Origin of the sequence: Albimonas donghaensis, assembly GCF_900106695.1 — a bacterium.
GTDB classification, from domain to species: Bacteria; Pseudomonadota; Alphaproteobacteria; order Rhodobacterales; family Rhodobacteraceae; genus Albimonas; species Albimonas donghaensis.
On sequence record NZ_FNMZ01000002.1, the window covers coordinates 24724 to 38412 of the forward strand.

The following is a 13689-nucleotide window of genomic DNA, read 5'->3' on the forward strand; positions in this document are numbered from 1 at the left end:
GCCGGACCCGGCGCGACCCGAAAACGCCTTGACCTCCCCTCGCCGGCCCTGTCAAAGGCCCGCAAATTCCCACATCCGCGGCCGAACGAAGAGGTCCCTCGATGGACGACCAAAAGAACATGATCATCGCCGCGGCGCTGAGCTTCGTGGTGATCGCGGTCTGGTTCGTCCTGTTCCCGCCCGCGCCGACCGAGCTCCCGCCCGCGCAGCAGATCGAGCAGAACGTGGCCGGGTCTCCGACCGCCGGCGCGCCCTCCGGCGTGGCCCCCGGGACCCCCGATTCCCTCGGAACCGTCGGCGCGCCGATGTCCCGCGACGCCGCGCTCGAATCCGCCCCCCGCGCCATGATCCAGAGCCCGCGCGTCAAGGGCTCGCTGTCGCTGCGCGGCGGCCGGATCGATGATCTCAGCCTCGAGGACTACAAGGTCACGCTGGAGCCCGATTCGCCCGACGTCACCCTGCTGTCGCCGCTGGGCTCCGAGCATCCGTTCTACGCCGTCTACGGCTGGCTCCCGACCGCGGAGACCCCGGTCGCCACCCCCGGTCCCAACACCGAATGGGCGGTCGAGGCCGGCGAGGTGCTGACCCCCGAGACCCCGCTGACCCTGCGCTGGGACAATGGCGAGGGGCAGATCTTCCGGCGGGAGATCTCGCTCGACGACAATTACATGTTCACGGTCCGCCAGACGGTCGAGAACACCTCCGAGACCCCGGTGAGCCTCGCCCCCTACGGCTATGTCGCCCGCCGCGGGGAGCCGGAGACGGTCAACTTCTACATCCTCCACGAAGGCGCCATCGCCAAGTTCGACGGCGTGCTGGAGGAATACGACTACGACGACATGCAGGACTTCGAGGGGACCGCCGGCCCCGGCGAGCGCGTGCAGTCCGAGTCGGTGGCCGAGGCCGGATGGCTGGGCTTCACCGACAAGTACTGGATGGCGACGCTGATCCCGACCCCGGGCCAGCCCTTCGACGCCACCTTCCGCTACGTGTCGCGCCAGGAGGGCCCGGAATACCGCACCGAGATGCGCCTGCCGGTCGTCACCGTCGCCGCCGGCGCCACGGCGCAGGCCGAGACCCAGCTCTTCGCCGGCGCCAAGGAATACAACACCATCGTCGCCTATGAGGACGCGGGCGTCCCGCGCTTCATCGACTCGATCGACTGGGGCTGGTTCTTCTTCCTCACCAAGCCCTTCGCCCAGCTGCTGCTGTTCTACGAAGGCCTGATCGGCAACATGGGCTGGTCGATCATCGCCATGACGCTGACCGTGAAGATCGTGCTCTTCCCGCTCGCCTACAAATCCTATGTGGCGATGTCGAAGATGAAGAAGCTCCAGCCCGAGATGGAGAAGATCAAGGAGCGTGTCGGCGACGACAAGATGAAGATGCAGCAGGAGGTCATGGCCCTCTACAAGCGGGAGAAGGCCAATCCGGCGGCGGGATGTCTGCCGATCCTGCTGCAGATCCCGATCTTCTTCTCGCTCTACAAGGTGCTGTTCGTGTCGCTCGAGATGCGCCACGCGCCCTTCATCCTGTGGATCAAGGACATGTCGGCGCCCGACCCGACCTCGATCCTCAACCTCTTCGGGCTGCTGCCCTTCGCGGCGCCGGACGAAAGCTCGATGCTGGCGCTGCTGTCGATCGGCGTGTTCCCGATCCTGCTGGGCATCACCATGTGGCTGCAGCAGAAGCTGAACCCGGCCCCCACGGACGCGACCCAGGCGATGATCTTCGCCTGGATGCCCTGGGTGTTCATGTTCATGCTGGGGCAGTTCGCGGTGGGTCTGGTGATCTACTGGGTGGCCAACAACATCATCACCTTCACCCAGCAATACCTGATCATGCGCTCTCAGGGGGTCGAGGTGGACGTTTTGGGCAACGTCAAACGCAGTTTGAAACTGAAGAAGAAGACCAAGGCCTGAGCGCCGGGACTTCGGAGATGAGCAAGGGGCGGTCCGGACATCCGGGCCGCCCTTCGCATTTCGGGATGCGTGCGCGCGATGCCACGGCGCGGAAAGCGGCGCCCGCTTCGAGCCCGCTTTCGCATTCCGCCGCCGGGCGGCGAAGGGCCGCCTGAGATCCGGCTCAACGATCGAACGAAACGGCGTCCAACGCGGCCCCGAAAGCCGAAAGTCTCAAAGCCGCAAGTCTCATCGAGAGCGGCTGGCGGACATGGCGCCCCGCGATGCGAAGGCCCGGCCCAAGGCCCGGCCCAAAGCCCGGCCCTCGGGGGCGCCCGTTCTCCCGGATCACTCGGGCGGGCGGCCCGGGCGGGCGACGCGGCCCCCGGCAGGGGGCGCGAGTCCCGTCCCGGGCCGGCCTTCAGCCCATCTCGGTCTTCGCGCCCGGCGGCGGGTTCACCCCGAAAATGTTGAGCGTCATCGACACAAGGCAATAGTAGCCCACGATCCCCACCACATCGACGACCCCCTCCTCGCCGATCGCGGCGACCGCGCGGGCGTAGGTGGCGTCGGAGACCGTCTTCGTCTCCTGGCTCTCCTTGACGAAGGCGTGGACGGCGGCCTCGTCCTCACGCTCGAAGGGCGGCGTGCGGCCGTCGCGGATGGCGTCGAGAATCGTCTCGCAGACGCCCGCCTTCAGGGCCATCGGCTTGTGGGCGTACCACTCGAACTCGGCGTTCCAGGCCCGCGCCGTGGTGCAGATCGCCAGCTCCGACAGCCGCGTCGGCAGGCTCGATTCGAACCGGCAGTAGCGGCCCAGCGCCTGCGCGCTCTCGGCCAGGTCGGGGCGCACCAGCCACACGCCCATCGGGCCGCGCACGCCCTTGCGGGGGCCGGCGACCAGCGCGTCGCGGACCTCGCGCTGGCGCGGGGTCATCGTCGCCTCGGTCGGAAGCGCGATGCGGGCGGCGCCGTCGGCGGACGGGTCAGTGGCCGGCGCATAGGCCGGGGCGGGCACGTCTGACATGATGTCTCTCCTCCAAGAGCCGGGGCCGCTTATACGGCTCCCTTATCAATCCATGAGCCTAGGGCGCCGCGCCGCGCATGGAAATGCCCCCGAGTCGCGGCTATGGTGCGCGCCGCGCGGACATCCGCCCGCTGATGACCGCCCGCGCGCTCCCGCGCCCTGCCTTCCCGGAGATCCGAGCCATGCAAGCCGCCTTCGCCACGCTCAGCGCGATCCATCGTCACCCGGTCAAGGCGCTCGGCGCGGAGATCCTGGCCGGCGCCGACCTCGCCGCCGGCCTGACGCTGCCTGGCGACCGCGCCTGGGCGCTGGCCCATGAGAAATCGCGCTTCGACTTCGACGCGCCGGCCTGGACGCGCTGCACGACCTTCCTGCGCGGTGCCACCTTCCCGTCGCTGATGGCCGTGACCGTCGCCGCCGGCCCCGACGGCGCCCTGACCTTCCGCCATCCGGAGGCCGGAGAGATCGTCGCCGACCCGGCGAGCCCCGCGGGCGAAGCCGCGCTGATCGCCTGGGTGGACCGGCTGATCCCCGCCCACGCCCCGCGCCCCGCAAGGCTGGCCCCCTGCCCCGAGCGCGGCATGACCGACAACCCGAATCCCTGGCTCTCGATCCTGTCGGACGCCTCGCTGGCCGAGCTTTCCGCCCGCGCCGGCGTCGCCCCCGACCGCCGCCGCTTCCGCGGCAACCTGTGGATCGAGGGCGCCGCCCCCTGGGCGGAGTTCGACCTGCCGGGCCGGGAGATCCGTCTCGGCGGCGCGGTCCTGCGGGTGCGGGAGCGGATCGAGCGCTGCTCCGCCACCCAGGCCGACCCGGAGACCGGGCGCCACGACGTCGACATGCTCGGCCTGCTGGAAAAAGGCTACGGCCACAAGGATTTCGGCGTCTTCGCCGAAGTGATCTCCGGCGGCCCCGTCGCCCCCGGCGACAAGCTGGAGATCGCCGCATGAGCGCGCCCAAGGCCCCCGAAGGCGTTCCCTTCGCGATCAACCCCGAAACCGACCCCGAGCTGGCGGAGGAAGGCCGGCTGCTCTTCGCGGGCGAGGTGGATTTCCTGCTGTCCGCGCCGGAGCTCAAGCACCTGCCCCCCGCCGACCGGGTGGAGATCTGCTTCGCCGGACGCTCGAATGTGGGCAAGTCCTCGCTGATCAACGCGCTGACCGGGCGCAAGGCGCTGGCGCGGGCCTCGAACACGCCGGGGCGCACGCAGGCGCTGAACTTCTTCGCGCTGGGCGAGCGGATGATGATGGTCGACCTGCCCGGCTACGGCTTCGCCGACGCGCCCAAGCCGCTGGTCGAGGCCTGGCAGCGCACGCTCAAGGGCTATCTGGCCGGGCGGTCGACCCTGCGGCGGGTGTTCCTGCTGATCGACGGGCGGCACGGGCCGAAGGAGGTCGATCACGAGATCATGGACCTGCTCGACCGCTCCGCCGTGCCCTTTCAGGTGGTGCTGACCAAGGCCGACAAGAACAAGGCCGCGGAGATGCGCAAGGTCGAGGAGCGCACCAAGGCGGCGCTGGCCCGCCACGCCGCGGCCTTCCCCGAGATCCTCACCACCTCGTCGGAGAAGTTCGAGGGGCTGGAACGGGTGCGGGCCGCCGCGGCCTCGCTGTTCAGGGACTGAGTGCGGGACTGAAAACGGGATTGGGCCGGGGGCTGGGCGCCTCGGGCTGGGCGCGGTTCGGCGTTCAGGTCCGGATCGGATGCCGGATCGGTTGAGAGACCGCCGGCGCGCGGGCACGCGCGGCGAGGGCGGCAGGTTCCGGCGCAGCGCGCGGTGTCGGCCCCTCCCGGACGCGCGGGGGCGCGCGCCGGGACGGGGCCCGGGCCGGCTGCGGGGTCCGCCGGCCTGGGCCGCCTCGCCACCCGTGAACGCGCCGGGTCGAGGCGTCCGCGGCGACGGCGAAACGCGCCGCCGCCGGGCCTCCGACACGCCGCTGGGGATACGGGCGTCGGAGGATCTGGTGCATCGCGATCAGATCATCGTCAGATCATCGGCGGCAGGGGCATGGCGCCGTAATGGTCGCGGATCCCCTTGCGGTAGTCGGGATCGGCCCAGCGGGGCTCCGACGCGCTCGCCTCGGGCGCGCCGTCCAGCTGGCCGCGGGTGATCCCCACGCGGTAGCCGTCCAGCGAAGGGTCGTAGCGCAGCGCCGCCCAGGGCAGCGGGTGCAGCTTCTCGCCCAGGCCCAGGAAGCCGCCGAAGCGGATCACGGCGTAGCTGACGGTCCCGGCGCGCTTGTCGATCATCAGGTGGTCGACATGGCCGATCTTCTCCTCGTCGGGCCCGAAGACCCGCGCATCCTCGACACGGGCCGAGGAGATCAGGCTGACGGTCTCTTCGGCGGCGAGCTCGCGCTCGGTCAGGTTCGGCTGCAGGATCGTGTTCATGGGTCGTCTTCCTTTCAGCGCCGGCCCCGGAGCGTTCCGGGGCGGGGCGCGGCCGGTGGGTTCCCCTTCACGCCTCGATCTGGGGCGGCGGCTCGCCTCGGAACAGGGTCGGCGCCGCTTCGCCGCAAAATGACCTCCTCGCCGGCGCCCGCATGAGGCGAGGGCGCGCGGGCCGGAACGCCTGCCGAGCGCGAACGCCGCCGCCCGGAACGCATCCCGCCCCTTGGCGCCCCCTGCCCGCGGGGGGTAAGGAGGCCGGCCGGGGCGCGGAACATGTCCCCCCCGCCCGACTGGGAGACCGCCGATGAAACGCGACTGGATCGCCACCGCCCGCACGCTGAGCGAGGCCCTGCCCTACCTGCAGCGCTACGACGGCGCCCGCGTGGTGGTGAAATTCGGCGGCCACGCCATGGGCGACGCGGCGGCGCTGGAGCGGTTCGCGCGCGACATCGTGCTGATGAAGCAGTGCAACGTTCACCCGATCATCGTGCATGGCGGCGGCCCGCAGATCGAGCAGCTGCTCAAGCGGCTGGCGATCAACTCGCAGTTCGTGGACGGGCTGCGGGTCACCGACGAGGCCACCGTGGAGGTGGTCGAGATGGTGCTGGCCGGGCGCATCAACAAGGCGATCGTGACGGCGCTGAACCGCCAGGGCGGCAAGGCGGTGGGGCTGTCGGGCAAGGATGCAGACCTGATGGTCTGCGAAAAGACGCTCAAGACCACCCGCGACCCGGAATCGAATATCGAGAAGGTGCTGGATCTCGGCTTCGTCGGCACGCCGACCAAGGTCAATCCGGGCCTGCTGGAGACGTTCATCGCCTCCGACTACATCCCGGTGATCGCCCCGGTCGGCGTGGGCGTGGACGGCGAGACCTTCAACGTCAACGGCGACACCGCCGCGGGCGCCATCGCCGGCGCGATGAAGGCCGAGCGGCTGCTGCTGCTGACCGACGTCGCGGGCGTGAAGGGCGAGGACGGCGAGGTGATGGCCGAGATCACCAAGGACAAGGCCGAGGCGCTGATCGCCTCGGGCGTGATCTCGGGCGGGATGATCCCCAAATGCCGCACGGCGCTCGACGCGATCGAGGCCGGGGTGGACGCGGTGGTGATCCTCGACGGGCGGGCGCCGCATGCCTGCCTGCTGGAGCTGTTCACCTCGCATGGCGCGGGGACGATGATCACCTCGAACTGAGCCGCGGCGGAGGTTCCGGGGGGCGAATCGGCCCCCCGCTCCGCTGTCCACGCCCCGCCCCCGGCCTCGCGCGCCTGGCCCGACCACCGCGGGCCGCGCGACGACGCGGGCGCCGGTTTCGCCGCTGCGCTCGCGCGGCGGATCCTCGTTCCGCCCGCGTCGCCGTTTCCCCTTCGCCGTGGTCGCCCCCGATCCCGGCCCCTCGCCTGATCCCGAAGGCCGCGTCAGCGGCCGGAGACGAAGGAATGCCCGGAACGGGCGCCGATTGCCGACGCCACGCCGTCAGCAGGCCCGGCGCAGCCTCCGGTCCTCGCCCTCACCCGCCTCGCGCCGGCGCGCCGCCCATCCAGGCGCCGCGCCGGCGCCCGCCGCGCGCCCTTCGCGCGGCGCGATCCGGAGACCCGCCATGCCCCGCATCATGGACCTGATGGAATACCGCGCCCGTCCGGGCATCGACGATGACAGCTTCGAGCGCGGCGCCGCCTCCATCGACGCCTGGGCCCGGCGACAGGACGGATTTCTCGGCCGCATCCGCTGCAAACGCCGCGACGGGCGCTGGTGCGACGCGCTGGTCTGGCGCGACGGCCCCTCGGCCCAGGCCGCCGACGCCGGCTTCGCGGCCCTGGTCCACTGGGCCGAGGCCGAGTCGGTCGAACATGTGGTTCCCGGCAGCTTCTCGCGCCGGCGGGTCGTCCTTCCGGGCGAGCCCGACGCGCTGCCCGACGACCTGATCCGGATGCTCGGCGTCTCCGCCATCCCGTGCCAGCCGCCCGCGCCCGCCCCGCCCGCGCCCGCCTCGAACTGAGCCCCCAACCGAGCCCCCAACATTTTCGCTTCCCCCTGACAGCTGCTGACGGCAGGCTGTCAGCAGGGGGGGCGCAGGGTGTCCTTGTTCCCGGATGGCCGGGGACGCGCCGCAGCGGCGCAAGCGAACGGAGACCCGAGATGACCGACTTTCTCAGCCACATGGAATACCGCCTGCAGGATGGCGTGAGCGACGACGCGCTGGCCGCGGCCTCCGCCCCCATCGACGACTGGGCGGGCGCCAAGCCCGGCTTTCGCTACCGCTGCGTGGCGCGCCGCGCGGACGGCACGGTGGTCGACCTGATGTATTGGGCCGACCGTCCCAGTCAGGAAAGCGCCGACGCCGACTTCATCGCCAGCGGCTGCGGCGCCGCGCTGCTGCCGCTGATGGTCGAGGACAGCTTCCGCGCTGAGGGCATGCGACTGGTCTCGGCCCGCCCCGGCGGCGCGGTCAGCGCCGCCGACGCCGACGCCGACGCCGCCTCCGCTTCCGCGGCCGCCTGAGTCCCGGACCCGGATGCGCCGCGCCGACCGCCTGTTCGAACTGGTCACCCTGCTCCGCGGCCGCCGCATGGCGGTCACGGGGCGGGAGCTGGCCGGGGCGCTGGAGGTCAGCCTGCGCACGGTCTATCGCGATGTCGCGGATCTCCAGGCCCAGGGCGTGCCGATCGACGGCGAAGCGGGGGTGGGCTACCGGCTCTCCCCCGGCTTCGACCTGCCGCCGGTGATGTTCGACCGCCACGAGGTCATGGCGCTGCTGGTCGGCGCGCGGATGGTGGAGGCGTTCACCGACCCCGCGCTGGGCGCCTCCGCCCGCAAGGCCGAGGCCAAGATCCGCGCGATCCTCGACGACCCGGCGCTGGCCGCCGCCGACGCCCTGCCCTACCGGGCGCCGGTCCTGCCCTCCGACGCCCCCCTGCGCGAACGCCACCAGCGCATCCGCGAGGCCTGCGAGGCCCGCGCCAAGCTGCGGCTCGACTATCGGGACGCGGGCGGCGCGACCTCCCACCGCGTGGTCTGGCCGCTGGGGCTGCTGGCCTGGACCGGGCGCTGGACCCTGCTCGCCTGGTGCGAGATGCGCGGCGACTACCGCAATTTCCGCTTCGACCGCATCGACCGGATGACCACGCTCGAGGACCGCTTCCCCCTGCGCGCCGACCGCAGCCTGACGCACTATATCGCCGGGCTCGACCACGGCCTGATCTGACCGGCCCGCTTGAGCCCGCCGGCGTTCCGCTTTAATCCCGCGGGCGACGCATCACCCCCGGGGGCTCCTCATGGACCATTTCCTTTACCGCGACGGCGCCCTTCATGCCGAGGACGTGCCGGTGGCCGACATCGCCGCCGCGGTCGGCACGCCGGTCTACATCTACTCCACCGCCACGCTGGAACGGCATTACCGGGTGTTCGACGAAGCCCTGGCCGGGACCGAGCATTTCATCGCCTACGCGGTGAAGGCCAACGGCAATCTCGCGGTGCTCAAGACGCTGGCCGACATGGGCGCCGGCATGGACGTGGTGTCGGAGGGCGAGTTCCGCCGGGCGCTCGCCGCCGGGGTGCCGGGCAACCGGGTGGTGTTCTCGGGCGTGGGCAAGACCGCGGACGAGCTGCGATTCGCGCTGTCGCAGAATGTCCGCCAGCTCAATGTCGAAAGCGCGGAGGAGCTGGAGACGCTGTCCGGCGTCGCCGCCTCCATGGGCGTCACCGCGCCGATCGCGCTGCGGGTGAACCCGGACGTGGACGCCAAGACCCACGCCAAGATCGCCACCGGCAAGTCGGAGAACAAGTTCGGCATCCCGATTTCCCGCGCGCGGGAGGTCTACGCCCGCGCCGCCGCCCTGCCGGGGATCGAGGTGGTGGGGCTCGACGTGCATATCGGCTCGCAGCTCACCGACCTGGCGCCCTTCGAGGCGGCCTTCTCCAAGGTGGCGGAGCTGACCGAGACCCTGCGCGCCGACGGCCACGCCATTCGTCGGCTGGATCTGGGCGGGGGGCTGGGCATTCCCTACCAGCACAGCAACGAGGCCCCGCCGCTGCCCTTCGACTACGGCGCCGTCATCAAGCGCACCGTGGGCCATCTGGGCTGCGAGATCGAGATCGAGCCCGGCCGCCTGATCGCCGGCAACGCCGGGATCCTGGTGACGCGGGTGATCTATCGCAAGCAGGGCGAGGGACGGGTGTTCCTGGTGGTGGACGCCGCCATGAACGACCTGATCCGCCCGGCGATGTACGAGGCCTGGCATGACATCGCCCCGGTGATCGAGCCGGCGCCGGGGGCCGAGAAGGCCGAAGTCGATGTGGTCGGCCCGATCTGCGAGACCGGCGACACCTTCGCCCGCGGCCGCGCCTTGCCGCCGGTCGGGCCGGGCGAATTGGTCGCGTTCCGATCCGCAGGCGCCTATGGCGCGTCGATGTCTTCGGAATACAATGGCCGCCCGCTGATCCCGGAAGTGCTGGTCCGTGGCGATCAATTCGCCGTGGTCCGGGCGAGACCATCATATGAAGAGATGCTCGCCCGCGATACCATCCCCGACTGGAACGGCTGAAGTCCGGGCGCCGCGCGAAGCGCGCGCTCCCGCCCGGACCCCCCGTCTCGTCGAGCTTCCCCAAGGGCGCGGCGGCGTGACGGCGGCGAGACGCGGAGGGCCGGCGCATGTCCGACGAAACGCATCCCGCGGGGACCGCCCCCGGCGCAGGCGAGCCCGCGTCCGGCGCGCGCCGGGACTCCGCCGCGGATTTCGCCCGCATGACGAAGGTCGAAGCCCGGATCGCCGCCGAGACCAGACGCGCCCTGCGCGTGCTGTGGCTCGAACGGCTGACCATGGCCGCCTGGCCGGCCTGGGCGGTGATCGCGGCCTTCGCCGGCCTGGCGCTGGCCGGCGGGTTCGAGGCGATGTCCCGCGCCGCCCATGTGGCCGCGCTGATCGCCTTCGCCGCGGCGCTGGCCGGGGCGGTGTGGTGGGGCCTGCGCGGTTTCGCGCGCCCCGACGCCGCGCAGGCCCGCGCCTCGCTGGAGGTCGAGACCCAGGACCGCCCCATCGCCGCGCTGGACGACCGGATGGCCATCGGCCGCGCCGATGCCGGCGCCCGCGCGGTGTGGGAGACGCATCGCCGCCGCATGGCCGAACGCGCCGGCCTGCTGCGCGCGCGGGACGCGGACCTTCGGGTGTCGCATCGCGACCCGATGGCCTTCCGCCTCGCCGCGCTGATCCTGCTGATCTTCGGGCTGCTGGCCGCGGCGGGCTCGGGCGGGGGGCGCATCGTGCAGGCCTTCGATCCGGGCTCGGGCGACGCCGGCCCCGGCGTGATCCCGCCGACGGTGGAGGCCTGGGCCTCTCCGCCCGCCTATACCGGCGCCCCGATGATCTACCTGACCGAGCGGATGGGCGAGGCCGTGACCCTGCCCGCCGGCTCGCGCGTGTCGCTGCGGGTCTACAACGCCCCCGAACAGCCGGTCCTGACCCAGGGCATCGGCGACCCGGCCGCGACGCTGGCCCCCTTCGGCGAACACGCCTGGGACCTGGCGGTGGAAGCCGCCGCCTCCGGCCCGCTGGCGGTCGCGCTGGGGGAGGAGACGTTGGCCTCCTGGAGCCTCTCGGTGACCGAGGACGCGCCGCCCTCCATCGCCTTCGACCATGAGGACGCGCCCGCCATCTCCGCCGCCGACACCGGCGCCTTGCGGGTCCGCTTCATGGCGGAGGACGACCACGGGCTGACCGCGGGCTGGGCGGTGATCGCGCTCGATCTCGACCGGCTCGGGGTCCATGCGGGGATGCTGCCGCCGCCGCCGGGGCTGGAAGAGCCGATCGAGGTCGAGCTGCCGCTTCCCCTGACCGGCTCCGCCAAGGCGGTGCGCGAGGCGCTGATCGAGGACCTGACCGAACATCCCTGGGCCGGCCTGCCGGTGACCATCGCGCTGCATGCGGAGGACGCCGCCGGCCAGCGGACCGCCAGCGCCCCGGTCGCCGCCCGGCTGCCCTCGCGCCCGTTCTACGACCCGATGGCGCGCGCGCTGGTCGAGGAACGGCGGTCGATGGCCTGGAGCCTGTCAAACCTGTTCCCCGCCCGCCAGCGGCTGCGCGCGATCACCGCCTTTCCCGACGACTATTTCGACGGCGCCGCCGGGCCCTACCTGCTGATCCGCACCGCCATGCGGCGGCTCGACTACGCGCTGGAGGGCGGGGTTTCGGCCGAGGCCGCGCCCGAGATCATGGACATGCTCTGGCGCGCCGCGCTTATGCTGGAGGAAGGCGACGTCAACTCCGCCGCCGAACGCCTGCGCCGCGCCAAGGAGCGGCTGTCGGAGGCGCTGGAGCGCGGGGCGGACGAGGACGAGATCGCCCGCCTGATGGACGAGATGCGCCAGGCGATGAACGAATACCTGCGCGAGATGGCCCGGCAGGCGCTGGAGAATCTCGACCAGCTCGACCAGCAGGGCGAGCAGCGCGGCCAGCAGATGCAGAGCCAGGACCTGCAGGAGATGCTCGACGAGATCGAGCGCATGGCCCGCGAGGGCGACCCCGAGACCGCCCAGCAGATGCTCGAACGCCTCGCGCAGATGCTGCAGAACCTTCAGATGCAGGCCCAGCAGGGGCGGCAGGGACAGGGTGGCGAGGGCGAGCAGACGCTGGACGAGCTCAACGACATGCTCCGCCAGCAGCAGGATCTTGCGGATCGCTCCTTCGAGGAGATGCAGCGCCGGCAGGGCCAGGGAGAGGGTCAGCAGAACGGCCAGGGCCAGCCGGGACAGCCGGGTCAGCCCGGGATGCAGGGCCAGCCCGGCGGCCAGGGCGGGCGCCAGTTCGGCGATCAGGGCCAGTCGCAGCAGGGCGTGCCCGGCCAGGGCGGCCGGCAGCCCGGCGGGATGCAGGGCGAGGCCGAGCGTCAGGAGGCGCTGCGCCAGCTGCTCGACGACCTGCGCAACCAGCTGCCCGGCGGCCTGTCGCCGGAGGCCGAGCAGGCGCTGCGCGACGCCGACCGGGCCATGGACGAGGCCCGCGGCGCGCTGGAGGGCGACCAGCCCGGCGAGGCGCTGGACGATCAGGTCCGCGCCATGGAGAGCCTGCGCGAGGGCGGCCGGCAGCTTGGCCAGGCCCTTCGCCAGCAGGCGCGCCAGGGCCAGGGCGACCGCGCCGGCCAGGGCGACCCCAGCGCCGCCGACGAGGGTCGCGACCCGCTGGGTCGCCCCACTGCGAATCGCGGGGCGCTGGAGGGGTCGGACACCGAGGTGCCGGGCCAGGAGGCGCTGAAACGCGCCCGCGAACTGCTGGACGAGATCCGCCGCCGCTCGGGCGAGCGCACGCGCCCGGAGCTGGAGCTGGAATACCTCCGCCGCCTGCTCGAACGGTTCTGAACCCGCCCCCGTCGCCCCCACGGCTCGAAGGCGATCTTTCGGCGCCCGTTCCGGGCACGCCCTCATCTCCGGCCGCTGACGCGGCCTTCGGGATCGGCGACGGCGGAACCGAGGGCGCAGGGAAGGCGCCCTGAACGGAAACCGCCGCGCGCAGGGTCTGCGCGCGGCGGTTCGCATCGGGGACAGGCGCGCCGCCCTGCGTTTCCGTGCGGGCGGCGTCCGGGGCGGCGGGCCGCGTCAGGCGCCGCCGGTCAGCTCATCGATCTTGCGTCCGGCCTGCGCCGCGGCGCGCTCCACCGCCATCCGGGCGCGGTCCACGCTCTGCACATAGGCGCCGATATAGGGCTCCGCCTGCGGGACCATCGCCACGACCTTGCCGCTCTGCAGATAGGCGAAGGCGAGGCCAGCCGACAGGATCAGCGCCAGCAGGAGGCCGATGCCGAACCCGCCGCCGGCGGAACCGCGCGGGGCGGTCTCGTCGCGGGCGCGGAGTTCGGCCGACAACCGCTCGGCGTCGATCGAGGCCGGGCGGCGCGCCGCAGGGTGTTCGCGCAGCGGCGGCAGCGGGTCGAGCCCGGCCTGGTCGGCATCCGGGGCCGAGGCGGGGGGCGCGAGCACCGGCTCGCCCGCGGGCGGTTCGGACGCGACGGAGGGGGCCGGGGCGGGGGCGACGGCGGGGACCGGGTCGGCCAGCGTCGGCTCGGGATCGCGCAGGCCCGACAGGCTTTCGGCCGCGGCCTCCATGCCCGGCATGCGCGAGCCGGAGGGCTCGAAGGCGGCGAGTTCGGGACCGGGCTGGAACCACTGCTCGCCGCAGGCGCTGCATTCGACCCGGCGACCGCCGGCGCCCAGCGCGTCGTCCGGGGCGTCGTAAACGGCCTGGCAGGAGGGGCAGGTCACGCGCATGGGGCAGATCCTTCGGCGGCGGCGGGTCGGCGGCGGCGGGCGGGTGATATCCCTGCTGTCTTAACGCGGCCGCGCGGCGCGGCCAAGGCCCGCGCGCTTCAGCCCGGAAACCGAC

Annotated in this window: 12 protein-coding genes; 9 read left to right on the forward strand and 3 right to left on the reverse strand. The window is 72.4% G+C overall.

Annotated features, from left to right (window positions below):
- Positions 1-101 precede the first annotated feature (101 nt).
- Positions 102-1922, forward strand: coding sequence for a membrane protein insertase YidC (gene yidC / locus BLV24_RS06165; RefSeq protein ID WP_092680310.1), 1821 nt, complete (start codon positions 102-104; stop codon positions 1920-1922).
- Between the two features lie 400 nt (positions 1923-2322).
- Here the strand turns inward: yidC and BLV24_RS06170 are convergent, their stop codons facing one another.
- Positions 2323-2928, reverse strand: a complete 606-nt coding sequence (locus tag BLV24_RS06170; RefSeq protein ID WP_143040234.1) for a carboxymuconolactone decarboxylase family protein — start codon at positions 2926-2928, stop codon at positions 2323-2325.
- 182 nt (positions 2929-3110) lie between these two features.
- On the opposite strand from BLV24_RS06170, the gene BLV24_RS06175 reads away from it, so the two are divergent.
- Together BLV24_RS06175 and yihA are read left to right on the forward strand one after the other, a co-directional pair.
- Positions 3111-3878, forward strand: a complete 768-nt coding sequence (locus BLV24_RS06175) for an MOSC domain-containing protein (protein ID WP_092680311.1) — start codon at positions 3111-3113, stop codon at positions 3876-3878.
- Entirely contained in the window at positions 3875-4552 is a 678-nt protein-coding gene (gene yihA, locus BLV24_RS06180; protein ID WP_092680312.1) for a ribosome biogenesis GTP-binding protein YihA/YsxC, read from the forward strand. Before BLV24_RS06175 ends, yihA begins: the two co-directional genes overlap by 4 nt.
- 362 nt (positions 4553-4914) lie before the next feature.
- Here the strand turns inward: yihA and BLV24_RS06185 are convergent, their stop codons facing one another.
- A complete protein-coding gene (locus tag BLV24_RS06185; protein ID WP_092680313.1) occupies positions 4915-5319 on the reverse strand; it encodes a PRC-barrel domain-containing protein in 405 nt (134 codons plus the stop codon).
- Between the two features lie 304 nt (positions 5320-5623).
- Between BLV24_RS06185 and argB the strand changes: the two genes are divergently transcribed.
- The 6 genes from argB to BLV24_RS06215 all read left to right on the forward strand — a co-directional run bounded on the left by argB (position 5624) and on the right by BLV24_RS06215 (position 12668).
- Entirely contained in the window at positions 5624-6511 is an 888-nt protein-coding gene (argB, locus tag BLV24_RS06190) for an acetylglutamate kinase (RefSeq protein ID WP_092680314.1), read from the forward strand.
- A gap of 406 nt (positions 6512-6917) precedes the next feature.
- Entirely contained in the window at positions 6918-7316 is a 399-nt protein-coding gene (locus tag BLV24_RS06195; RefSeq protein ID WP_092680315.1) for a hypothetical protein, read from the forward strand.
- Between the two features lie 140 nt (positions 7317-7456).
- Entirely contained in the window at positions 7457-7819 is a 363-nt protein-coding gene (locus BLV24_RS06200; protein WP_092680316.1) for a hypothetical protein, read from the forward strand.
- A gap of 13 nt (positions 7820-7832) precedes the next feature.
- Positions 7833-8522 (forward strand): helix-turn-helix transcriptional regulator, encoded by a 690-nt coding sequence (locus BLV24_RS06205; protein ID WP_092680317.1) that lies wholly within the window; start codon positions 7833-7835, stop codon positions 8520-8522.
- Between the two features lie 70 nt (positions 8523-8592).
- Positions 8593-9861, forward strand: a complete 1269-nt coding sequence (gene lysA / locus BLV24_RS06210) for a diaminopimelate decarboxylase (RefSeq protein ID WP_092680318.1) — start codon at positions 8593-8595, stop codon at positions 9859-9861.
- Positions 9862-9968: 107 nt separating this feature from the next.
- Positions 9969-12668, forward strand: a complete 2700-nt coding sequence (locus tag BLV24_RS06215) for a TIGR02302 family protein (protein ID WP_092680319.1) — start codon at positions 9969-9971, stop codon at positions 12666-12668.
- 237 nt (positions 12669-12905) lie between these two features.
- On the opposite strand, the gene BLV24_RS06220 is transcribed toward BLV24_RS06215, so the two are convergent.
- Complete coding sequence (locus BLV24_RS06220; RefSeq protein WP_092680320.1) at positions 12906-13574, reverse strand: zinc-ribbon domain-containing protein; 669 nt, start codon at positions 13572-13574, stop codon at positions 12906-12908.
- Between the last annotated feature and the right edge of the window lie 115 nt (positions 13575-13689).